The following is a 22,629-nucleotide window of genomic DNA, read 5'->3' on the forward strand; positions in this document are numbered from 1 at the left end:
ATTGAGGTAAACCTATACGCTTTATTCACGGGGATTGCCTGATATACTCCTTTGTCTTGCTAAATAAGGAGTAAAAGCGCCCATGAATGCCGAAAAATCCCCGGTGGCTCACAACGTTGACCACGAAGAGATTGCCAAATTTGAAGCGGTGGCGTCCCGCTGGTGGGATCTCGAAGGTGAGTTCAAACCGCTGCATCGCATTAACCCGCTGCGTCTGGGCTATATCGCGGAGCGTTCCGGCGGTCTGTTCGGTAAGAAAGTGCTCGACGTCGGCTGCGGCGGCGGCATCCTTGCGGAGAGCATGGCGCGCGAAGGGGCCACCGTCACCGGCCTGGATATGGGCTTTGAACCGCTGCAGGTGGCCCGCCTTCACGCTCTGGAGTCCGGTATACAGGTGGAATACGTGCAGGAAACCGTGGAAGAGCACGCGGCGAAACACGCCCACCAGTACGATGTGGTGACCTGCATGGAGATGCTGGAGCACGTTCCCGATCCGCAGTCGGTGGTGCACGCCTGTGCAAAACTGGTGAAGCCGGGCGGCCAGGTCTTCTTCTCAACCATCAACCGCAACGGTAAAGCCTGGCTGATGGCCGTGGTCGGCGCAGAATATGTGCTGCGCATGGTGCCGAAAGGGACGCACGACGTGAAGAAATTCATCAAGCCAGCCGAGTTGTTAAGCTGGGTTGATCAGACGTGGCTCAAAGAGCAGCACATCACCGGCCTGCACTACAATCCGCTGACCGATAAATTCAAGCTCGCACCGGGCGTTGATGTTAACTATATGTTGCACACCACCGCCAAAAACGACTAACGTCATTCGTTATTCTTATAAAGATTGCGCGACATCATGTTGCGCAATTCTGACCTCTCGTTGAAGAAATCAGCACTCGATCAAATTTTGAATTTTTTTTCTTAATTATTGACATGTCTTCCAGGCCTTACGGTACGAGGACTTAGCCTTTTTTACCCTTTCACAACCTCAATTTAACGTCAAAATCAACCCTTGTGCTGAAAAGATTCGATACTAGAATACTCACCATATAGCGTTTTTCTTATCGCAAACCCCCTATATGTAGTATTTATCCACAGAGTTAGTCACAAGACGGATCTGTGGATAAGCGGGGGATATTTTTTTATTTCACGGACAGGTAAACCCCACATGAATCAGAGTCTGCTGGTGACAAAGCGCGACGGTACTACCGAGCGTATCAATCTGGACAAAATCCATCGAGTTCTCGACTGGGCAGCAGAAGGACTGAACAACGTATCTATCTCCCAGGTTGAACTGCGTTCCCACATTCAGTTCTACGACGGCATCAAAACGTCTGATATCCACGAAACGATCATTAAAGCGGCGGCTGACCTCATCTCCCGCGAAGCACCGGATTATCAGTACCTCGCTGCACGTCTGGCGATTTTCCACCTGCGTAAAAAAGCCTACGGCCAGTTTGAGCCGCCGAAGCTGTACGATCACGTGGTGAAAATGGTTGAGCTGGGCAAATACGACACGCATCTGCTGGAAGACTATACGGAAGAAGAGTTCGAGCAGATGAACGGGTTTATCGATCACTGGCGCGACATGAACTTCTCCTACGCGGCGGTGAAGCAGCTCGAAGGCAAATACCTGGTTCAGAACCGCGTAACCGGTGAGATCTACGAAAGCGCCCAGTTCCTCTATATTCTGGTGGCCGCCTGCCTGTTCTCTAACTACCCGCGTGACACCCGTCTGGAATACGTGAAGCGTTTCTACGATGCGGTTTCCACGTTCAAGATTTCGCTGCCGACGCCAATCATGTCTGGCGTGCGCACCCCTACCCGTCAGTTCAGCTCCTGCGTACTGATCGAGTGTGGTGACAGCCTGGATTCCATCAACGCCACCTCCAGTGCCATCGTGAAATACGTTTCCCAGCGTGCAGGTATCGGCATCAACGCCGGTCGCATCCGTGCGCTGGGCAGCCCGATTCGCGGCGGTGAAGCGTTCCACACCGGCTGTATTCCGTTCTACAAGCACTTCCAGACGGCAGTAAAATCCTGCTCTCAGGGCGGCGTGCGCGGCGGTGCAGCGACCCTGTTCTACCCGATGTGGCACCTGGAAGTGGAAAGCCTGCTGGTTCTGAAGAACAACCGCGGCGTGGAAGGCAACCGCGTGCGTCACATGGACTACGGCGTGCAGATCAACAAGCTGATGTACACCCGTCTGCTGAAAGGTGAGGACATCACCCTGTTCAGCCCGTCCGACGTTCCGGGCCTGTATGACGCGTTCTTCGCCGATCAGGACGAGTTCGAGCGTCTGTACACCAAATACGAAAAAGACGACAGCATTCGTAAGCAGCGCGTGAAGGCGGTAGACCTGTTCTCCCTGATGATGCAGGAACGTGCCTCTACCGGCCGTATCTACATCCAGAACGTGGACCACTGCAACACCCACAGCCCGTTTGACCCGGTGGTTGCGCCAGTGCGCCAGTCCAACCTGTGCCTTGAGATCGCCCTGCCGACCAAACCGCTGGAAGACGTGAACGACGAAAACGGCGAAATCGCGCTGTGTACGCTGTCCGCGTTCAACCTGGGTGCGATTAAGAGCCTGGACGAGCTGGAGGAGCTGGCCGTGCTGGCGGTTCGCGCGCTTGACGCCCTGCTGGACTACCAGGATTACCCAATCCCGGCCGCTAAACGCGGTGCAATGGGCCGTCGCACCCTGGGTATCGGCGTGATCAACTTCGCCTACTGGCTGGCGAAAAACGGCAAGCGCTACTCCGACGGCAGCGCCAACAACCTGACGCACCAGACGTTCGAAGCGATTCAGTACTACCTGATGAAAGCGTCCAACGAGCTGGCGAAAGAGCAAGGCGCGTGCCCGTGGTTCAACGAAACCACCTACGCGAAAGGCATTCTGCCAATCGACACCTACAAGAAAGACCTGGATGCGATTGTCAGCGAGCCGCTGCATCTCGACTGGGAAGGCCTGCGCGAGTCCATCAAGACCCACGGCCTGCGTAACTCCACGCTCTCTGCCCTGATGCCGTCCGAGACCTCGTCGCAGATCTCTAACGCCACCAACGGTATTGAACCGCCGCGCGGCCACGTCAGCATCAAAGCGTCGAAAGACGGCGTGCTGCGTCAGGTGGTGCCGGATTACGAAACGCTGGGTAACAACTACGAACTGCTGTGGGAAATGCCAAACAACGACGGCTACCTGCAGCTGGTGGGTATCATGCAGAAGTTTATCGACCAGTCGATCTCTGCCAACACCAACTATGACCCGACGCGCTTCCCGTCCGGCAAGGTACCAATGCAGCAGCTGTTGAAAGACCTGCTGACCGCCTATAAATTTGGCGTGAAAACGCTGTACTATCACAACACCCGTGACGGTGCGGAAGACGCGCAGGACGACATGGTGCCGTCAATTCAGGACGATGGCTGCGAAAGCGGCGCATGTAAGATCTAATGTAAATGCCGGGTGGCGCTACGCTTACCCGGCCTACGATTTTGTTTGCCCGACTGACAAAATCTCTCACAGGACACACTCATGGCTTATACCACCTTTTCACAGACGAAAAACGACCAGCTCAAAGAGCCGATGTTCTTCGGCCAGCCGGTCAACGTGGCACGCTACGATCAGCAAAAATATGACATCTTCGAAAAGCTGATTGAAAAGCAACTCTCTTTCTTCTGGCGCCCGGAAGAAGTGGACGTCTCCCGCGACCGTATTGATTACCAGTCGCTGCCGGATCACGAAAAGCATATCTTCATCAGCAACCTGAAGTACCAGACGCTACTGGACTCCATTCAGGGCCGTAGTCCGAACGTGGCGCTGCTGCCGCTGATCTCCATTCCTGAGCTGGAAACCTGGGTGGAAACCTGGGCGTTCTCCGAAACGATCCACTCCCGCTCTTATACCCACATCATCCGCAACATCGTGAACGATCCGGCGGTGGTGTTTGACGATATCGTCACCAACGAGCAGATCCAGAAGCGCGCGGAAGGCATTGCCCACTACTACGACGAGCTGATCGAGATGACCAGCTACTGGCATCTGCTGGGCGAAGGCACCCACAACGTGAACGGTAAAACCGTTACCGTGAACCTGCGCGCGCTGAAAAAACAGCTGTACCTGTGCCTGATGAGCGTCAACGCGCTGGAAGCGATTCGCTTCTACGTGAGCTTCGCCTGCTCCTTCGCCTTTGCCGAGCGCAAGCTGATGGAAGGCAACGCCAAAATCATCCGTCTGATCGCCCGCGATGAAGCCCTGCACCTGACCGGTACCCAGCACATGCTGAACCTGCTGCGCAGCGGTACGGACGATCCGGAGATGGCGGAAATCGCCGAAGAGTGCAAGCAGGAGTGCTACGACCTGTTCGTGCTGGCGGCCCAGCAGGAGAAAGAGTGGGCAGACTATCTGTTCCGCGACGGCTCCATGATTGGCCTGAACAAAGACATTCTGTGCCAGTACGTTGAGTACATCACCAACATCCGCATGCAGGCCGTCGGTCTCGACCTGCCGTTCCAGACGCGCTCTAACCCAATCCCGTGGATCAACACCTGGCTGGTGTCCGATAACGTGCAGGTGGCGCCGCAGGAAGTGGAAGTGAGTTCTTATCTGGTCGGTCAGATTGATTCTGAAGTCAACACTGACGACCTGAGCGACTTCCAGCTCTGATGTCACGCGTCACGTTAAGTCTTTCCGGCACTGAGGTACTGTGTCGGGAGGAGCACCCTTCTCTGCTGGTGGCGCTTGAGGCACATCAGGTAGAAGTAGAGTACCAGTGTCGTTCCGGCTACTGCGGCTCGTGCCGCTGCCGCCTGGTCGCCGGCCAGGTGGACTGGCTGACCGAACCGCTGGCCTTTATCAACGAAGGGGAAATTTTGCCCTGCTGCTGCCGGGCGAAAGGCGATATTGAGATCGAGATGTGATTGCGTCGGGTGGCGCTTCGCTTACCCGACCTACAAAACCGCAGTTCGTAGGCCGGGTAAGGCGCAGCCGCCACCCGGCAATTTCAGCGTTAATCCCTCAAAAAGCTCACCGCTTTATCCGGGAAATCCGTAAACAGTCCGTCCACGCCCGCCTGGTTATACAACACCTCATAAAGCTGATTCACGTCCGTGGCATACGGCGGCAGCTGGTCTGCACGCACGGTATACGGATGGACCTGCATCTTGCTGGCATGCGCCTCTTTTACCATCGCCGTCAGCTTCACGTGGCCCGGCGCTGAGCCTTCCGCCACCAGCATGTGGTAATCCGGCCCGATGCCGTCGGCGTACTGCGCAATCTGCTTCATCGCACCCGGCTTAAACATCCAGTCGTAGTTATAGTTAACCCACTTCCCGTCCGGCTGCTTCTCCTGGGTTTCATTCCAGTCGGTATAGGCAATCAGCTGTACCAGATTGAGATCCATCCCCATCTTCGGTTCCAGCTCGGTTTTGATACGCTTCAGCTCGGCGGCGTCAAAACACTGCAGGTAGACTTTGTCCTTCTTGCTGGTGTAGCCGTACTGCTTCAGCACCTCCAGCGTCTTCGCGGCAATGTCTTTCCCTTCCTGATGGTGGAACCACGGCGCTTTGATCTCCGGGTAGATACCGATGTTTTTACCGGTGGAGTGGTTCAGGCCCTGAACAAATTCAATCTCTTCCTGGAAGGTATGAATGCGGAAGTCAGATTTGCCCATCGGGAAACGGCCCGGATAGACCTGCACCTTCTTGCCTTTTTCAATCTCGAAGCCTTCGGTAAACTTCAGGGAGCGAATCTCCGCCAGCGTGAAGTCGATGGCGTAGTAGCGGCCATCCTTACGGGCGCGGTCCGGGAAACGCTCCGCCACGTCCGTCACGCGGTCCAGATAGTGGTCATGCAGGACAACCAGCTGGTCGTCCTTCGTCATCACCAGATCCTGCTCCAGATAATCCGCGCCCTGGGCATAGGCCATCGCTTTCGCCGGCAGGGTATGCTCCGGCAGATAGCCGCTGGCGCCGCGGTGGGCGATAACGATTTTATCTGCCGCCAGCGCCGAGCCTGTCATCAGGCCCGCCAGCAGCAGGCCGGCTGTTACGTAAGATAATTTCATGGCATTGCTCCTTATTGACGACGCGCCTGCACTTCCGCGTGGTGACGTTTCTCACCGATCATCACAACAATCAGCAGCAGTACCGCCAGCACGCTACCGCCGATCATCACCATAAAGCCGCCGTCCCAGCCGAAGAAGTCAACGGTGTAGCCCACGATGGCGCTTGCCGCGACCGAACCGCCCAGATAGCCGAACAGACCGGTAAAGCCTGCCGCCGTGCCTGCCGCTTTTTTCGGTGCCAGCTCCAGCGCGTGCAGACCGATCAGCATTACCGGACCATAAATCAGGAAGCCGATGACGATCATGCAGGCCATATCTACTGACGGGTTGCCCGGCGGGTTGAGCCAGTAAACGACGGTCGCGATGGTGACCAGGGTCATAAAGAACACGCCCGTCGCGCCGCGGTTGCCTTTAAACACCTTGTCCGACATCCAGCCGCAAAGCAGCGTGCCCGGGATCCCGGCATATTCATACAGGAAATAGGCCCACGAGGATTTATCCAGCGCGAAGTGCTTCACCTCTTTCAGGTAGGTCGGGGACCAGTCGAGGATGCCGTAGCGCAGCAGGTAAACGAACACGTTCGCCACCGCGATGTACCACAGCAGCTTGTTCGGCAGGACGTACTTCATGAAGATCTGTTTTGCGGTCAGCTCTTCTTCGTGCTCCTTGCTGTAATCGTCCGGATAGTCGTTTTTGTACTCTTCAATCGGCGGCAGGCCGCAGGACTGAGGCGTGTCACGCATCAGCGCAAAAGCGAAAATCGCCACGACGATGGCGCCAAAGGCAGGCATATAGAGCGCAGCGTGCCAGTCGTTGAACCAGGCCATCCCCAGCAGGAACAGCAGCGGCGGAATACCGCCACCCACGTTATGCGCACAGTTCCACACCGACACGATGCCGCCGCGTTCCTTCTGCGACCACCAGTGCACCATGGTGCGCCCACAAGGCGGCCACCCCATCCCCTGGAACCAGCCGCAGAGGAACAGCAGCACGAACATAATCGCAATACTGGACGTCGCCCACGGCACAAAGCCCATGAACAGCATCACCGCCGCGGCCAGAATCAGACCGGCGGGCAGAAACACGCGCGGATTCGAGCGATCCGACACCGAACCCATAATGAATTTGGAAAAACCGTAGGCGATTGAGATCCCCGACAGCGCGAACCCCAGATCGCCGCGGGAGAAGCCCTGCTCCACCAGATACGGCATGGCGAGCGCGAAGTTTTTACGTACAAGGTAGTACGCCGCGTACCCGAAGAAGATCCCCAGGAAGATTTGCCAGCGCAGACGGCGGTATAGCGGATCAATTTCTGCCTCTGGCAGACGCGCCCGATGCGGCGCAGGTTTGAAGATACTGAGCATAACAGCCTCCGTGGCCTTGAATTGAATGAGCAGGTGGCTCGCACCTGAATTCCAGAGGCGGGGATGTTAAGAAATCACGGTGATTGTTACTGTGAATCAACGCACAGATTGTTACAGAAATATGACAGAATGCGCAAAAAAGCGCATGAAATCACGTTTCACTTTCGAATTTCGCGCGTTTATGTTCGAAATCAAACAAACCACACGATTGATATGGCTAAATGATAAAAAAACGAACATAGAGGGTAAACAATGACCATTCACGATCCTCGCTACAGCGATGTGATAATCATTGGCGGTGGCGCAACCGGCGCCGGGATCGCACGCGATTGCGCCCTTCGCGGCTTAAGCGTCACGCTGCTGGAGCGTCACGATATCGCCACGGGCGCAACCGGGCGTAACCATGGCCTGCTGCACAGCGGCGCGCGGTATGCGGTTACCGACGGTGAATCCGCGCGCGAATGTATTGCTGAAAACCAGATCCTCAAGCGTATCGCCCGCCACTGCATTGAGCCGACCGACGGCCTCTTTATTACCCTTCCCGAAGATGACCTCGCCTTTCAGGAGACCTTTATTACCGCCTGCAATACAGCGGGCATTCAGGCTGAGGCCATGGACCCGGCGCTGGCGCGGCGGCTGGAACCGTCGGTCAACCCGGCGCTGATCGGCGCGGTGAAGGTGCCTGACGGCACCGTTGATCCCTTCCGCCTGACCGCCGCCAATATGCTGGACGCCCGCGAACATGGCGCGCACATCCTGACCGGGCACGAAGTGACCGGGCTTATCCGCGAAGGTCATCGCATATGCGGCGTGCGAATCCTTGATACACGACATAACGAACACAGCGAGCTGTATGCCGCCGTGGTGGTCAACGCGGCGGGGATCTGGGGGCAGCGCATCGCGGAATACGCGGACCTGTCGGTGCGCATGTTCCCGGCAAAAGGCTCGCTGCTGATCCTCGACCACCGCATCAATAACCACGTGATCAACCGCTGCCGCAAACCGTCTGATGCCGATATCCTCGTCCCGGGCGACACCATTTCGTTAATCGGTACCACCTCAACCCACGTCGACTACAGCGAGATTGACTACAACCGCGTAACCGCCGAAGAGGTGGACATCCTGCTGCGCGAAGGGGAAAAACTGGCCCCGGTGATGGCCCAGACGCGTATTCTGCGCGCCTACGCGGGCGTGCGTCCGCTGGTCGCCAGCGACAACGACCCGAGCGGGCGTAACGTCAGCCGGGGCATCGTGCTGCTCGATCACGCCGCGCGCGACGGCATGGACGGGTTTATCACCATCACCGGCGGCAAGCTGATGACCTACCGCCTGATGGCCGAGTGGGCGACCGATGCCGTCTGCCGCAAGCTGGGCAATACCGAACGGTGCGTGACGGCAGAGCAAGCCCTGCCCGGCTCGCGTCAGTCCACCGAAAAAACGCTGCAAAAAATTATCTCCCTGCCCGCGCCGCTGCGCGGGTCCGCTATTTACCGCCACGGCGACAGAACGCCGCAGTGGCTCGGTGAAGGAAGATTGAGCCGCAGCCTGGTATGCGAGTGCGAAGCCGTCACCGCCGGTGAGGTGCAGTACGCGGTGGAGAGCCTGACGGTCACAAGCCTGCTCGATCTTCGCCGCCGTACCCGCGTCGGAATGGGGACCTGTCAGGGCGAGCTGTGCGCCTGTCGTGCCGCCGGACTGCTGCAGCGTTTTCACACCACCACCGCCACCCAGTCGCTCGATCAGCTCAGCGCGTTTTTAAACGAGCGCTGGAAAGGCATTCAGCCTGTCGCCTGGGGCGATGCCCTGCGCGAAAGCGAATTTACCCGCTGGGTCTACCAGGGGCTTTGCGGTCTTGAGAAGGAGCAACGCGATGAAATTTGATACCGTCATCGTCGGCGGCGGGCTGGCAGGCCTGCTTTGCGGCATCAAGCTCACGAAGCAGGGGCTGCGCTGCGCCATTATCACACGGGGCCAGAGCGCCCTGCACTTCTCGTCGGGCTCGCTGGATCTGGTGGACGAAGCGTGCCGCGATACGCTGCCGCCGGAGCACCCGTATCACCTGATTGGCGCGCAGCACATTGACCGCTTTGCGCTGGAAACCGAAGCGCTGCTGGCGGACTGCGGCGCACGTCTTAAGGGAAGCGCCCGGCTCAATCACCAGCGCGTCACGCCGCTCGGTACCCTGCGCTCTGCCTGGCTCAGCCCGGAAGAAGTGCCCGTAGCGCCCTTCAATGCCGCACGCGTGCGGGTCGTGGGCATTAGCGGCTTTCTGGATTTTCAGCCTCATCTCGCGGCGGCGTCACTCTGTCGCCAGGGCGTCAATGCCGAAACGGCAGAGATAGAGCTACCTGAACTGGATGTCCTGCGCGACAACCCGAGCGAGTTTCGCGCGGTGAATATCGCCCGTTTTCTGGATAACGAGGACAAATGGCCGCTGCTGTATGACGCGCTGAGGCCGCTCAGCGACGGCTGCGACGCCCTGCTGATGCCCGCCTGCTTTGGTTTACGCGACAACCGGCTCTGGCGCTGGCTCTCGGATCAGCTGCCCTGCTCGCTCGGCCTGCTGCCCACGCTGCCCCCTTCCGTACCCGGCATTCGCCTGCATACCCAGCTCCAGCGCCAGTTTGTCGCGCAGGGCGGCGTGTGGATGGCGGGTGATGAGGTGAAAAAAATCACCCTGACCGACGGCGCGGTGAGCGAAATCTGGACGCGCAACCACGACGATATTCCGCTTCGTGCCCGCTATACGGTGCTGGCAAGCGGCAGCTTCTTCAGCAACGGGCTGCTGAGCAGCCGGGAGGGCATCCGGGAAGCCATTATGGGGCTGGATGTTCGCCAGCGAGCCTCCCGCGCGGACTGGTATCAGAGTGATTTCTTCTCGCCGCAGCCCTGGCAGCAGTTCGGCGTGATTGTCGATAGCCAGCTGCATCCGCAACTTTCCGGTAAACCTGTCAGAAATCTCTTTGCCATCGGCTCGCTGCTGGGCGGGTACGATCCTATTGCCCAGGGATGCGGTGGCGGGGTCTGCGCCGTCACGGCGCTGTATGTGGCAGAGCAGATTAGCCAGCGCACGGAGGCTGAACAATGAACGACACCCGTTTTGAAAGCTGCATTAAATGCACGGTGTGTACCACCGTCTGCCCGGTCAGCGGCGTGAACCCACGCTATCCCGGGCCAAAGCAGGCCGGACCGGACGGCGAGCGTCTGCGTCTGAAGGACGGCAAGCTGTACGACGAGGCGCTGAAATACTGCATTAACTGCAAACGCTGCGAAGTCGCCTGCCCGTCGGATGTTAAAATCGGCGATATCATCCAGCGCGCCCGGGCGCGCTACAGCACGCAAAAGCCGACGCTGCGGGACGCGATCCTGAGCCATACCGATCTGATGGGCAGCGTCTCGACGCCCTTTGCCCCGCTGGTGAATGCCGCGACCTCGCTCAAACCGGTGCGCCAGCTGCTGGATGCCACGCTGAAGATAGATCATCAGCGCAGCCTGCCGAAATATTCTCACGGCACCTTCCGCCGCTGGTACAAATCCGTCGCGGCACAACAGGCGCAGTATGCCGACCAGGTAGCCTTTTTCCACGGCTGCTATGTGAACTACAACCACACGCAGCTGGGTAAAGATCTGCTGAAGGTGCTGAACGCCATGGGAACGGGCGTTCAGCTACTGAACAAAGAGAAGTGCTGCGGCGTACCGCTGATTGCCAACGGGTTTACCGATAAAGCGCGCAGGCAGGCTCAAAGCAATGTCACCTCCCTGCGCGAAGCGATTGTCGATAAAGGGATTCCGGTGCTGGCGACCTCGTCCACCTGTACCTTCACCCTGCGCGACGAGTACCCGCATCTGCTGGACGTGGATAATACCGGCCTGCGCGAGCACATCGAGCTGGCGACACGCTTCCTGTGGCGCAAGCTGGATAGCGGGCAGACGCTGCCGCTGGGGACATTACCGCTGAAGGTGGTCTATCACACGCCGTGTCACATGGAGAAAATGGGCTGGTCGCTCTATACGCTTGAGCTGCTGCGGCTTATTCCAGGCCTGGAGCTGACGGTGCTGGATTCGCGCTGCTGCGGGATTGCGGGAACCTACGGCTTTAAGCGTGAAAACTACGAAACGTCACAGGCGATTGGCGCCCCGCTGTTCCGCCAGATTGAAGAGAGCGGCGCGGATATCGTGGTAACGGACTGCGAAACCTGCAAATGGCAAATTGAGATGTCCACCAGCAAGCGCTGCGAGCATCCAATCACCTTACTGGCGAAGGCGCTGGGCTGAACATGGCCGGGGCGAAAGGCCCCGGCACAGGTTTTACTCGATGAACAGCGACTCGACCACATGGATCCAGCCGTGCTCGCTGGCCACCTCTTTGCCATTCAGCCAGCGGCGCAGCATGTTCAACGCCATCATGGCGCAAACCTCCTGACGCACCGCCAGGCTGTGGCGGGTGATGCTCATTTTTACCCGCAGGGCCCAGGTGCCTTCCGGCGTCGCCAGCGCGAAGTTAAGGTATTCCTCGTCCAGCCCGCCGATAAACAGCGCCAGACCGGCAAAATGCTTCACCCTTCTCTCGGAAGCCCAGCGGGCGGTTTGCGCCAGGGTCTCCTGCTGGAACGGCACCACTTCGCTGGCCAGCAGCGGCGCATTGACGCGCGACAGCTGCAGCGCCAGCAGGCCACCGGTGAACTGCTCGCTTAAGGTCACGCTCAGCTGACGCGACTGCAGATGCGTCGCAATCTGCGCCGGTAGCCCTTCCGTTCCTTCAAAGATCAGGCTTTCGCCCGCCACGCGCTGCACCTCGGGCCACAGAGCCAGCATCGCCTCTTTCTGCTCGGCCGGGCCTGTCAGCTTAAGCTCAATGATCGGCATGGAGGAGCGGTAGCCCATGGAGACGCCCGGCGGCAGCGGGAGAGGGTCAAGGCTCTGGGCCAGATCGCTTTCAGAGCGGCCAAAAGTGGTCAGACGCAGGCACAGCGGCGGTTCAGGCAGGGTAAAACGATCGCGAAGGCGCGGCAGGATCTGCTGCTCGACCATCACTTTAAATTCTGAGGGCACGCCCGGCGTAAAGAACATCAGGCAGCGGTTCAGCTGCATGGCAAACCCACACGCGGTACCCACCGGGTTATCGACCAGCTCGGCGCTGGCGGGAATTTCAGCCTGTTTGCGGTTGCTGGGGGCCATGACGCGGCCACGTTCGGAGAAAAAGCGCTCCATCTGCGAAAGCCACGCCTCGTGCAGCACCAGCCCTTCGCCTTTAGCGGTCGCGGCAGCCAGCGCGCTGAGATCGTCGCTGGTAGGGCCGAGCCCACCGTTCACAATCAGCACGTCGCAGTGTTCGCTGCGCTCGCGCAGAATAGCGACCAGCGACTCAAGATTGTCGCCCACGGTATTGCGGCGCGTTAACGGTAATCCTTGCTCAAAGAAAAGATCGGCAAGCCAGGCAGCATTGGTATCAATAATTTGTCCATGCAGCACTTCGTCGCCGGTGGATAACATCTCCACGTTAATCATTATGTTCTCCCGCTTATTTGGTCAAAACACTATAGCGCAAACGCGGGGTGGAGAAGAGAGAAACTGGCGCGGCAGGATGCCGCGCCGGAGTGGATTAGAAGCCTGCGCTGACGCCCACGTACGGGCCGTCGGCCAGCGCGTTGTCGCGGTTGCCGTCTTTACCGGCCAGGTTCAGATAGCGATAGCCCGCTTCGATGGTAATTGGACGCATGATGGTCCAGCGCGCGCCGGCGTTGGCCTCTTCATAGCTTTCGATGCCGCTGGAGAGGGAGTCCGGCGAATAGTAGTACTCACCAAACAGGCCGAAGCTGTCGCCAATTTTCCACTGCAGACCGCCGCCCACTGCCGCCGCGTACCCTTTGTCACCGTCATTTGGGTTGGTATAGATACCTTTACCGCCGACGGTGGCCAGGAACGGGCCAAGAGGAATGTTGAGACCCAGGCCGAGGCTGGCCGCGTCGCCGTCGTCATCGTTATGCGTCCAGCCGCCGGTCATCGCCAGACCGGAAGTCTCGGTACCCATGCCAAAGCCCAGGTGGGTATAATCCTGACCCGCCGAGCCGTTAATGCTGATGGCGTTAGCCGCCGCAGATACAACCATCAGGCCGAAGCCCAGTAATGCCACTTTTTTCATTGTCGTGATCCCGCACAATTATTATAAAGAAGTCCCAAAACCGCGAGATTTTAACCGGAGTCTCCCGGGGATCAAGCACTCTGCGTGCGGCAGAACGGTAGATTGTAACTAATTGAAACGGCTATTATCCCTTCAGCGATGCGTTTACCCACTGCTGCAGCGCGCGGCGTGAGACTTTGATGCCGCCATTTTTGAGTTCGGTCGGCAACAGCAGCCAGCGGACGGGTTGCTCAAAACGCGCCACCTTATCCCTGACCCAGTCAGGCAAACAGGTGATATCTGTTCCCGGCTCGCACTCCACCACCGCCACCGGACGTTGCCCAAACTCGGCGTCGTCCAGCGGAACGATAAACACCTGGTTAATCTGCGGATGGCGGGCGATAACCCGCTCAAGGCTTTCCGGCTGGATCCCTTCTCCGCCGCTAAAAAAGAGGTTGTCCATGCGGCCCAGGATCGTCAGGCGGCCGTCATGCCATTCACCGCGATCGCGGGTGGCAAACCATCCCTGCGCGTTGGTCAGCGGAATCAGTTCGCCGCCCCGCCAGTAGCCTGAGGCCATACTCTCTGCCCGGATCCAGACCTCACCGTTAACCACCTGCACCTCTCTGCCCGGCAGCGCATAGCCTACGTCCGGCTCGCCGTCCGCCGCTTTCGCGCAGACGGTAGAGGCAAACTCGGTCAGGCCGTAGCCGCAGAAGGTGTGAATCTCCTGCTCTCGCGCCTGCTGCGTCAATTCAACAGGGATGGCGGCCCCGCCCAGCAGCACCGCTTTCAGTGCGACAGGCTGGGGGGCATTAAGCAGGCGCCAGAGCTGGGTCGGCACCAGCGAGGCGTGCGTACAGCCGCGCAACGCCTGCGCCAGCGGCTGTTTCTCGCGCACGGTTAACCGCGCGCCGGCCTGCAGCCAGCGCCATAAAATCCCCTGCCCGGAAACGTGAAACAGCGGCAGCGAAAGCAGCCAGTCGTCGTCTTCACCGTAGGGCATCAGCGACAAAACGCCGCTCGCGCTGGCGAGATGGGCGGCGCAGGTATGCACCGCCGCTTTCGGCAGCCCGGTGGAGCCGGAGGTCAACGTCATGGACGCCAGCCGCGCAGGCTGCCACGCAACGCGATATTCACCCGCGCGCTCGCGCATGCTCAGGGCAGGAAGACCGTCGTAGCTGCCGTCCAGCGCCAGCGCAAAGCGCAGCGTCATCTGCGGGAGCAACACGTCCAGCAGCGGGCGCGGCAGCTGCGGATTAACGGGAAGAATGCGCGCCCCGCACTGGAGCAGCGCCAGCCACGCCAGCAGGGTTTGCGGGTGATTATGGGCCAGCAGCAGCACGCCGTTGCCCTCCTCCACGCCCTGGAGGTGAAACTCTGCCGCAAGGCGGTCGACGCGTGTGCACAACAGTTGCCAGCTCAGCACCTCATCGTTCAGCCTGAGGGCCGGTTTATCAGCAAACTGCGCGCGCCAGTGCCGCCACGGCCAGTCGGTAAAACTCATCGCAGCGGCTCCAGCGCCGCAACGTCGAGGCACGGCAGCGCGCTGTCAGGCCACGTGCGGATAAGCTGAGCCTGCATCAGGTTCAGCGTGTCGAGGCCGGGGATCGTGTCCGGCGTTAGCCACGCGGCAATGCGCGCCAGCTGGGTCAGCCCAAGGCTGGACTCGATCGACGAGCTGATGACCGCCGTAAGTCCAAGCGCGTGCGCTGCCGCGACCTGCTCGCGCACCTTTGCCAGGCTGCCGGTCAGCGTCGGTTTAATCACTACCGCGCTGACGCCGGGCTCGGCGACAAATTCAAAATCGTCCTCGCGCAGGCTTTCATCCCAGGCGATGGCTATCCCCGTTTCGCGGGCAAACGCGCGCGAATCGTCGCGGGTTTTGCACGGCTCTTCGAGGAAGGCAATGCGGCTGCGGTACGCCGGGTTGACGTACTTTGCAAACTGCTGCGCCTTGAGCGGCGTCCAGGCGCGGTTAGCGTCAAGACGCAGATGAAGGTCGGGGATCGCCTCCAGCAGCAGGTTGGCGACCATGCCGTCGCGCACCGCTTCGTAGAGACCGACTTTAATTTTCGCCACCTTCTCGCCCGGCATGGCGGAGAGCAGCGCGAACAGCTCGTCGGGATCGCCCGTACAGAGCGGTGCCGCGCGGTAGTTAGCCTCTTCAGGCAGGCTGCCGTCCAGCTCCGCCAGCGCGCAGCTGATTCCAAAAGCCGCGGAAGGCACGTCCGGCAACGCCGGATCCGCGCCCTCGCGCCACGCGTCCGCCCATGCCAGCAATGCTGACTGCGCGTCCTCCAGCGACTCCAGGCTAAAGCCCGGCAGAGGCGAAATCTCGCCCCAGCCTTCCCGCTCGTCCTGTTGCAGATGCACCAAGAAGCCGTCACGGGTTTTTAACCGCCGTTCACGCAGCACCACGCCCGCGTCCATCGGTATCTGCCAGCGGTAAACCTGCGCGCGACGCATTACGGGTTCCGTTTGTATTTGCTGAAGTCCGGCTGGCGTTTTTCGTTAAACGCGTTGCGCCCTTCCTGACCCTCTTCGGTCATGTAGAACAGCATGGTGGCGTTGCCCGCCAGCTCCTGCAGACCCGCCTGGCCGTCACAGTCGGCGTTGAGAGCGGCCTTCAGGCAGCGCAGCGCCATCGGGCTGTTTTGCAGCATTTCACGGCACCAGCGCACGGTCTCTTTTTCGAGATCGGCAATCGGTACCACGGTATTCACCAGGCCCATATCCAGCGCTTCCTGAGCGTTGTACTGACGGCACAGGAACCAGATTTCGCGGGCTTTTTTCTGCCCGACGATGCGCGCCATGTAGGAGGCACCCCAGCCGCCGTCGAAGGAGCCGACTTTCGGGCCGGTCTGGCCGAAGACGGCATTCTCTGCCGCAATGGTCAGGTCACACATCATGTGCAGCACGTGACCGCCGCCGATGGAGTAGCCTGCCACCATCGCCACCACCGGTTTTGGACAGGTGCGGATCTGACGCTGGAAATCGAGGACGTTCAGGTGGTGGGTACCCGCATCGTCCTGGTATCCGCCGTAGTCGCCGCGCACTTTCTGATCGCCACCGGAGCAGAACGCTTTATCGCCTTCGCCGGTCAGGACAATCACGCCGATGTTGTCGTCGTAGCGCGCATCCGCCAGGGCCTGAATCATCTCTTTCACGGTCAGCGGGCGGAAGGCGTTACGCACCTGCGGGCGGTTGATGGTGATTTTGGCAATGCCGTCGGTGGATTTGTGGTAACGAATGTCGGTGTAGCCTTCGGAGCAGTCCTGCCATTCAACCGGGGCGTAAAGCATGTTTTCATCAGGATAGATCATAGAGTGTCCTTTATTCGATAACGCAGTATCTGAGCCAGACTCGCGATAACCGCATCGGGATTTTCCCGGTGGGCGTTGTGTCCGGCATTGGGAATGGCATGGCGAACGGCGTTCACTTCCGCGGCCAGGGCCGCGAACTTCTCATCACGTTCGCCATAGAGATAATCAAAAGAGAAATCGCGTGCGCTCAGCGCGGCGCGCAAATCGGGCTGCTCGGCCAGCGAGGTCGCCTCAAGCATCGTCGCCAGCGTCGCGCCGCTGTTCTGGCTGCGAAGGGTAATCAGCGCGTCGCGCTGGGCGTCAGTGAGAGAGGTGAACACGGGCTGTTGGTACCAGTCAGCGAACACCTTCTCCAGCGGTTCAGTGCGAAAACGCGTTGCCCAGCGATGGTCAGATGCCCGCCGCGCATGTCGCGCCTCGGCATCCTGCAGGCCCGGATGCCCGCCCTCCACGATCACGCCCAGCAGCCCCGTTGGCTGCTGGCAGGCGTGGAACATTGCAATGCGGCCGCCGAGGGAGTACCCGATGAGCCAGAATTTCAGTATGTTGTAACTAAGCAAGGTTCGGGTGAGCAGCGTGCTCATCTCCTCAAACCCCGCCACGCCCAGATCCCGGGATCCACCGTGACCCGGCAGATCCAGATACAGCCGGGGGTAATCGCTGAGCCCTTCACCGACCCTCTGCCACTCGCGGCAGTCCCCGGAAAAGCCGTGCAAAAAGACCAGCCAGGGATAGCCTGGTTTTCCGGCTCTCTGCACGCCAGAGAGGATCACAGCTGGCTCACCTGCGCCAGCAGGCTTTGCAGGGCCTGCGCACCGTCAGCATCGTTCACCACCAGCTCAATCAGCGTCGCACCCGGCTGCTTCCAGGCGCTGCTTAACGCCGCATCCAGCTGTTCCCAGCTTTCCGGGCGATGGTATTTCAGGCTAAACATCGCCGCGGCATGTTCAAACTGCACGTTCTGCGGCATCAGATAGAAGCGCTCGCGCTCGCTCTGCGGCGTGGGCAGCAGGGAGAAAATCTGCCCGCCGTTGTTGTTGACCACAATCAGCACGAACGGGGCTGACGCCTGACGCAGCAGCGCCAGCGCGTTGAGATCGTAGAGCGCGGAGAGATCCCCCACGATGGCCAGCGTCGATTTCGCGCTGGCGCGCTGCACGCCCGCCGCCGTGGAGATCAGCCCGTCAATGCCGCTGGCACCGCGGTTGCTGTACACCGGGTAGCCCGCAGGAAGCTTCGAAAAGGCGTCAATCAGCCGCACGACCAGGCTGTTGCCGACAAATAGCTGCCCCTGCTCAGGCAGGCACTGGCGAATACGGTGCGCCAGCCCGGCCTCGCTAAACGCTTCACAGTGCGCTTTGGTCAGCTCCCACGCCCGGCGCGAAAGGTCCGGGATGGCCACCGCCCAGGGCTTGCGTTTTTCAACCGGATGCAGCGTCAGCCAGGCGTCGATGCTGCTGACCAGACGACGCCCGCGGTGGTGAGCCGGGTCAAGCCGTCCTTCCAGCGAATCCACCAGCCAGTACTCTTCCGGCTCGCAGGTAGCCTGCCACTGCAGTAAGCGTTTGCCGGTCAAACTCGAGCCAAGCTGGACCACAATCTGCGCCTGCGCCAGTTCGGTGACCGCTTTGGCATTACCCAGCCAGAGGTCGGCGCACGGCAGCGGCTGACCGGTCTGGGAAAGCACGTCGCCTATCAGCGGCCAGCCGAGGGTTTGCGCCCATTCGGCAACCAGCTTGCCTTCGGCAGCGCTCATGCGCCCGGCGATCACCACGCCGCGCTTCTGCCGCCAGAAGAACCAGTCGCGCTGCTTCGCGCTCTCAAGATGCGTCTGCTCGCGCAGCCACGGTTTTTCACTCTCCCACCAGTCGCCAAGGGACTGCTGCCAGTCAAGGCCCGTGTCGTCCAGCTCACCGTAGAGCGGCTCGGCAAACGGGCAGTTGATATGCAACGCCCCGGCGCGCAACGTCTCCATGGCATGATCGACGGTGGAGACAAGCCAGCTTGCCGGAATATCCTGGGTGGGACGCGGTAACGAAATCGTCTGCGAAGGATGAGAAGCAAAGAGCCCCGGCTGGCGAATGGCCTGATTAGCACCGCAGTCGATAAGCTCAGGGGGACGATCGGCCGTCAGTAAGATCAGTTTTTCACCGGTTAACCCGGCTTCAATCAGGGCCGGAAAGAGGTTCGCCACGGCGGTACCGGAGGTGACGATCACCGCCACAGGTTCTTTGCTGACTTTCGCCAGCCCGAGCGCAAGATGGCCAAGACCGCGTTCATCAAAGTGGGTGTGGTGAATCAACGCCCGGTTTTCAGCGGCCGCCAGCGTCAGCGGCGTTGAGCGAGAACCCGGTGCAATACACACGTGCCTGACGCCATGGCGCGTCAGGGCTTCAAGGATCACCGCCGCCCAGCGTCGGTTAAAAGAACTTACTGACATGAGATTGTCCGGTATCAAGAATGCGACACAGTATAAATAATAGAAAAAATTGGAATTTTGATATGAATCGGGATTGCGCGATTCAGTATTAATTCCTTAGGAGCAGAGAGCGCAATCCAGCAGCTTTGTTTTCGATCTCCTGCCACTCCTGCTCCGGGTCAGATCCGCTGACAATACCGGCGCCGGCGTAGAGCCGCAGAGAGTCCTCCAGAACGCGCGCGGAGCGCAACGCCACGCAGAACTCACTCTGTTCGGGGGATAAATACCCGGCCGAACCGGCGTACCACTCGCGGTTAAAGGGCTCAACCTTCTGAATAAACTCGCGGGCTGGCTGTCGGGGTAATCCGGCAACGGCCGCGGTTGGCTGCAGCATAAGCAGACACTGCTCATCATCGGCCTGTTTGAGCTCGGTCCAGATACAGCGGCGCAAATGCTGCACTTTACGCAGGCGCACCACCTGGGCGGGCAGTACCTCAAGCGTCTGCGTATGATGCTGAAGACGCTGGCAGATATCTTCCACGACCAGCATATTTTCGCGCTGGTTTTTATCATCGTTCAGCAGCCACTCGCCGAGACGCTGCGCCTGACGATCGTCGGTATGGCTGGCGACGGTGCCCGCCAGCGCTTCCGTGCGCAGCAGCTTGCCGCGCCGCCGCCAGAGACGCTCGGGCGTAGAGCCAAGAAACGCATTGCTGGCGTCGAATACCATGCAGAAATGGTAGCAATGTAAATTGAGGGCGCGGCTGGCTGCCATCAGCGCGACGGGGTTAACGCGCTGCGTGAACTGCAGATCGGTTGCCCGGGCGAGAACCACTTTTTCAAAATCACCGCGCGCGATGGTCTCTGTCGCCGTGCGGATAAGCTTCAGCCACTCGGCCTGCTGCGGCTGATGGGTTTCGTGCTCAACATGAACGGACAGCGGCCGGATAGACCTCGCAGGACGGAGCTGCTGTAAAAAATCCAGCGCGACGCGGGCATCCTCCACAAGCGAGCGGTCGCTCCACAGCTGCAGGCGCAGCGTGGCGTTGCCGGCGGTGCGTCGCCAGAGCAGTCTCGGTAAAAAGAGGCTGCCCTGTTCGGGATTAAAGGCGTTCAGGCCGCAGATACGGGTATCACCTGCTGCGTTTTGCTCGCGCAAAAACTGCGTGGCTAACGCCAGAGAGGAAAATTGGGTGACCGCCCCCAGCGCGGCCAGCTCTTCATCGCCGTTACGCTGCTGCCAGTAAAACTGCGGATAACACTGCTGCTCGCCCAGCCAGGCGAGGGGATCGAAGGCGTCGTTTAACGGGAAAGAGACGTCGAAATGACGTATGCCGGGTGTGGCGGGTAACGCTTGCGAAAGCTGGGTACGCAGTTGCTCCAGCGCGAGGAAAATCGAATTCACGCGAACCTCTCCCTGTTAAAACGTCATATTATACGGGGTACTGGCCATAAATAGCAGTACCCACGTATAGGGAGTGGTTAAGCGGCTTAACGACGGGCTAACAGCAGCCCCAGCACCAGACCTACGGCAGCACCCACGCCAATGCCCTGCCACGGTTTTTCATGCACGTAATCATCGGCACGATACACCGCTTTTTTGGCACGGTAGTAGTAAGTATCTGACGCATGGCTGACGCGGTTTTTCACTTCATGCAGCGCCTGCTCGGCACGGGCTTTTAGCTCAATATATTTCTGATCGGCAGGGTCGCCCGAGGAACGTAACACCTCTTCCAGCGTTTCGCTCAGTAAGGCCAGGTCGTCGTCGATACGGGTATCCCAGGATTGAAATGACATATTTTTCTCCATGTTAGTACACCAGTCCGCTAACTATAGCCAACGAGATGCCATTACGCCTGTTTCGTTTCCCGCGCCATGCCGATGTGGGGAATGCCATCTTCGTCATACACTTCCGTTACCGGCGTGAAGCCAAAGTGGGCATAGAACGACTGCAGGTGCGCCTGCGCGCCCAGGTATAACGCCTTGTCCGGCCACTGTTTCCGGCACGCCTCCAGCGTTTTTTCCATCAGCTGATAGCCCAGCTTTTCACCGCGCGCCTTGCCGCTGATGATGACGCGGCCAATGACGACAGGCTCAAAATCGTCCTCGCTTTTCAGAATCCTCGCATACGCCACCAGCTCGTTATCCCGCCAGCCGAGAATATGGCGGTTCTCGCCGACAAGGTCATCGCCGTCGATGTCCTGATACGGGCAGGTCTGTTCCACAACAAACACTTCGCAGCGCAGTTTTAGCAGCGCGTAGAGCGAATGAACGGTGAGGTCACTATGATGTAAATCTTGCCACTGGATCATGTCAGTCTCCTTCCTGGGGTTCATCACGTTATACTAAACCCCTCCCCGTTCGGCAAAGGGCTGATTGCGTTATGGAACTGATTTTTCTGGGTACGTCCGCTGGCGTGCCAACCCGCTCACGGAACGTGACGGCGATACTGCTGGATCTTAAGCACCCCACCCGCGGCGGGCTGTGGCTGTTTGACTGTGGTGAAGGGACGCAGCATCAGCTGTTACACACCGCTTATCACCCCGGCAAGCTGGATAAAATTTTTATCACCCATCTGCATGGCGACCATCTGTTTGGCCTTCCCGGCCTGCTGTGCAGCCGCTCGATGGCCGGTAACGCCAACCCGCTAACGATTTACGGGCCTGCGGGTATTCGTGAATTTGTTGAAGCTACGCTGCGCCTGAGCGGGTCGTGGACCGATTATCCGCTAGAGGTCGTTGAGATTACCGAAGGCCTGGTATTCGATGACGGGGATTATATCGTCACCGCCTCCCCGCTCAATCATCCTGTGGAGTGCTACGGCTATCGCATTGAGGCGCATGATAAACCCGGCGCGCTGGATGCCGCCGCGCTGATGGCCGACGGCGTAAAACCTGGGCCGCTGTTTCAGCGTCTGAAGCACGGAGAGAGCGTGACGCTGGAGGACGGGCGCGTTATTAACGGCCAGGATTATCTCGCCGCACCGCAGCCGGGCAAAAAACTGGCGATTTTTGGCGATACGGCTCCGTGCCCCGCGGCGCTCACGCTGGCCCAGGGCGTGGACGTGATGGTGCATGAAGCCACGCTAGAAACGGCGATGGAAGAGAAAGCCAACAGCCGGGGCCATAGCTCCACGCGTCAGGCGGCGCAGCTTGCCCGTGATGCGGGCGTCGGGAGACTGATCGTCACCCACGTCAGCTCGCGCTACGACGCGCGGGGATGCGCAAGCCTGCTGGCGGAGTGCCGCACGCTGTTCCCGGAATGTGAGCTGGCCGAAGATTTCGCTCAGGTCAGCGTTTAGTCCTTCATTTTTCCCTCAGGATGCCGATAACGATTAAAAGGT

The 22,629-nt window shown here is 59.5% G+C and carries 20 protein-coding genes; 8 read left to right on the top strand and 12 right to left on the bottom strand.

The window, feature by feature from the left end; all coding sequences use genetic code 11:
• Positions 1-82 precede the first annotated feature (82 nt).
• The 4 genes from ubiG to yfaE all read left to right on the top strand — a co-directional run bounded on the left by ubiG (position 83) and on the right by yfaE (position 4,911).
• Positions 83-811 carry a bifunctional 2-polyprenyl-6-hydroxyphenol methylase/3-demethylubiquinol 3-O-methyltransferase UbiG gene (gene ubiG / locus L370_RS00515; protein ID WP_023336386.1) on the top strand — a complete coding sequence of 243 codons (729 nt, stop codon included), beginning with the start codon at positions 83-85 and terminating at the stop codon, positions 809-811.
• 348 nt (positions 812-1,159) lie between these two features.
• Positions 1,160-3,445, top strand: coding sequence for a class 1a ribonucleoside-diphosphate reductase subunit alpha (gene nrdA, locus L370_RS00510; protein WP_023312513.1), 2,286 nt, complete (start codon positions 1,160-1,162; stop codon positions 3,443-3,445).
• Between the two features lie 81 nt (positions 3,446-3,526).
• Entirely contained in the window at positions 3,527-4,657 is a 1,131-nt protein-coding gene (gene nrdB / locus L370_RS00505) for a class Ia ribonucleoside-diphosphate reductase subunit beta (RefSeq protein WP_014884611.1), read from the top strand.
• A complete protein-coding gene (gene yfaE / locus L370_RS00500) occupies positions 4,657-4,911 on the top strand; it encodes a class I ribonucleotide reductase maintenance protein YfaE (RefSeq protein ID WP_008500234.1) in 255 nt (84 codons plus the stop codon). The genes nrdB and yfaE overlap by 1 nt, the downstream gene beginning before the upstream one ends.
• A gap of 89 nt (positions 4,912-5,000) precedes the next feature.
• On the opposite strand, the gene glpQ is transcribed toward yfaE, so the two are convergent.
• On the bottom strand, positions 5,001-6,056 hold the full coding sequence (glpQ, locus tag L370_RS00495) for a glycerophosphodiester phosphodiesterase (RefSeq protein ID WP_023336387.1): 1,056 nt from the start codon (positions 6,054-6,056) through the stop codon (positions 5,001-5,003).
• An 11-nt stretch (positions 6,057-6,067) separates the two neighbouring features.
• The gene (gene glpT / locus L370_RS00490; protein WP_023336388.1) at positions 6,068-7,420 is read right to left on the bottom strand and encodes a glycerol-3-phosphate transporter; all 1,353 of its coding nucleotides are present in this window, start codon (positions 7,418-7,420) and stop codon (positions 6,068-6,070) included.
• Positions 7,421-7,672: 252 nt separating this feature from the next.
• Between glpT and glpA the strand changes: the two genes are divergently transcribed.
• The 3 genes from glpA to glpC are packed head-to-tail and all read left to right on the top strand — an operon-like array spanning position 7,673 to position 11,695.
• Positions 7,673-9,301 (top strand): anaerobic glycerol-3-phosphate dehydrogenase subunit A, encoded by a 1,629-nt coding sequence (glpA, locus tag L370_RS00485; protein ID WP_023336389.1) that lies wholly within the window; start codon positions 7,673-7,675, stop codon positions 9,299-9,301.
• Entirely contained in the window at positions 9,291-10,508 is a 1,218-nt protein-coding gene (gene glpB / locus L370_RS00480; RefSeq protein ID WP_023336390.1) for a glycerol-3-phosphate dehydrogenase subunit GlpB, read from the top strand. Before glpA ends, glpB begins: the two co-directional genes overlap by 11 nt.
• Positions 10,505-11,695, top strand: coding sequence for an anaerobic glycerol-3-phosphate dehydrogenase subunit GlpC (gene glpC / locus L370_RS00475; RefSeq protein ID WP_023336391.1), 1,191 nt, complete (start codon positions 10,505-10,507; stop codon positions 11,693-11,695). Before glpB ends, glpC begins: the two co-directional genes overlap by 4 nt.
• A 33-nt stretch (positions 11,696-11,728) precedes the next feature.
• Here the strand turns inward: glpC and L370_RS00470 are convergent, their stop codons facing one another.
• The 10 genes from L370_RS00470 to L370_RS00425 all read right to left on the bottom strand — a co-directional run bounded on the left by L370_RS00470 (position 11,729) and on the right by L370_RS00425 (position 21,598).
• Entirely contained in the window at positions 11,729-12,928 is a 1,200-nt protein-coding gene (locus L370_RS00470; protein ID WP_023336392.1) for a nicotinamide mononucleotide deamidase-related protein YfaY, read from the bottom strand.
• A gap of 94 nt (positions 12,929-13,022) precedes the next feature.
• Positions 13,023-13,562: a YfaZ family outer membrane protein gene (locus L370_RS00465; protein WP_023336393.1), complete on the bottom strand. Its 540-nt coding sequence runs from the start codon at positions 13,560-13,562 to the stop codon at positions 13,023-13,025.
• A 124-nt stretch (positions 13,563-13,686) separates the two neighbouring features.
• Positions 13,687-15,048, bottom strand: a complete 1,362-nt coding sequence (gene menE / locus L370_RS00460) for an o-succinylbenzoate--CoA ligase (protein WP_023336394.1) — start codon at positions 15,046-15,048, stop codon at positions 13,687-13,689.
• Positions 15,045-16,010 (bottom strand): o-succinylbenzoate synthase, encoded by a 966-nt coding sequence (gene menC / locus L370_RS00455; protein ID WP_023336395.1) that lies wholly within the window; start codon positions 16,008-16,010, stop codon positions 15,045-15,047. The genes menE and menC overlap by 4 nt, the downstream gene beginning before the upstream one ends.
• Entirely contained in the window at positions 16,010-16,867 is an 858-nt protein-coding gene (gene menB, locus L370_RS00450; RefSeq protein ID WP_023336396.1) for a 1,4-dihydroxy-2-naphthoyl-CoA synthase, read from the bottom strand. Before menB ends, menC begins: the two co-directional genes overlap by 1 nt.
• Positions 16,864-17,640 (bottom strand): 2-succinyl-6-hydroxy-2,4-cyclohexadiene-1-carboxylate synthase, encoded by a 777-nt coding sequence (gene menH / locus L370_RS00445; protein WP_023336397.1) that lies wholly within the window; start codon positions 17,638-17,640, stop codon positions 16,864-16,866. Before menH ends, menB begins: the two co-directional genes overlap by 4 nt.
• Entirely contained in the window at positions 17,637-19,307 is a 1,671-nt protein-coding gene (gene menD / locus L370_RS00440) for a 2-succinyl-5-enolpyruvyl-6-hydroxy-3-cyclohexene-1-carboxylic-acid synthase (RefSeq protein ID WP_023336398.1), read from the bottom strand. The genes menH and menD overlap by 4 nt, the downstream gene beginning before the upstream one ends.
• Positions 19,308-19,395: 88 nt before the next feature.
• Entirely contained in the window at positions 19,396-20,691 is a 1,296-nt protein-coding gene (menF, locus tag L370_RS00435; protein WP_023336399.1) for an isochorismate synthase MenF, read from the bottom strand.
• A gap of 86 nt (positions 20,692-20,777) precedes the next feature.
• Positions 20,778-21,083 carry a stress response protein ElaB gene (gene elaB / locus L370_RS00430; RefSeq protein ID WP_008500219.1) on the bottom strand — a complete coding sequence of 102 codons (306 nt, stop codon included), beginning with the start codon at positions 21,081-21,083 and terminating at the stop codon, positions 20,778-20,780.
• A gap of 53 nt (positions 21,084-21,136) precedes the next feature.
• Positions 21,137-21,598: a GNAT family N-acetyltransferase gene (locus tag L370_RS00425; RefSeq protein WP_023336400.1), complete on the bottom strand. Its 462-nt coding sequence runs from the start codon at positions 21,596-21,598 to the stop codon at positions 21,137-21,139.
• Between the two features lie 71 nt (positions 21,599-21,669).
• On the opposite strand from L370_RS00425, the gene rbn reads away from it, so the two are divergent.
• Positions 21,670-22,587 (top strand): ribonuclease BN, encoded by a 918-nt coding sequence (gene rbn / locus L370_RS00420; RefSeq protein ID WP_023336401.1) that lies wholly within the window; start codon positions 21,670-21,672, stop codon positions 22,585-22,587.
• Positions 22,588-22,629: the final 42 nt, after the last annotated feature.

The organism is Enterobacter sp. MGH 24, from assembly GCF_000493015.1.
In the GTDB taxonomy this organism is placed as follows: domain Bacteria; phylum Pseudomonadota; class Gammaproteobacteria; order Enterobacterales; family Enterobacteriaceae; genus Enterobacter.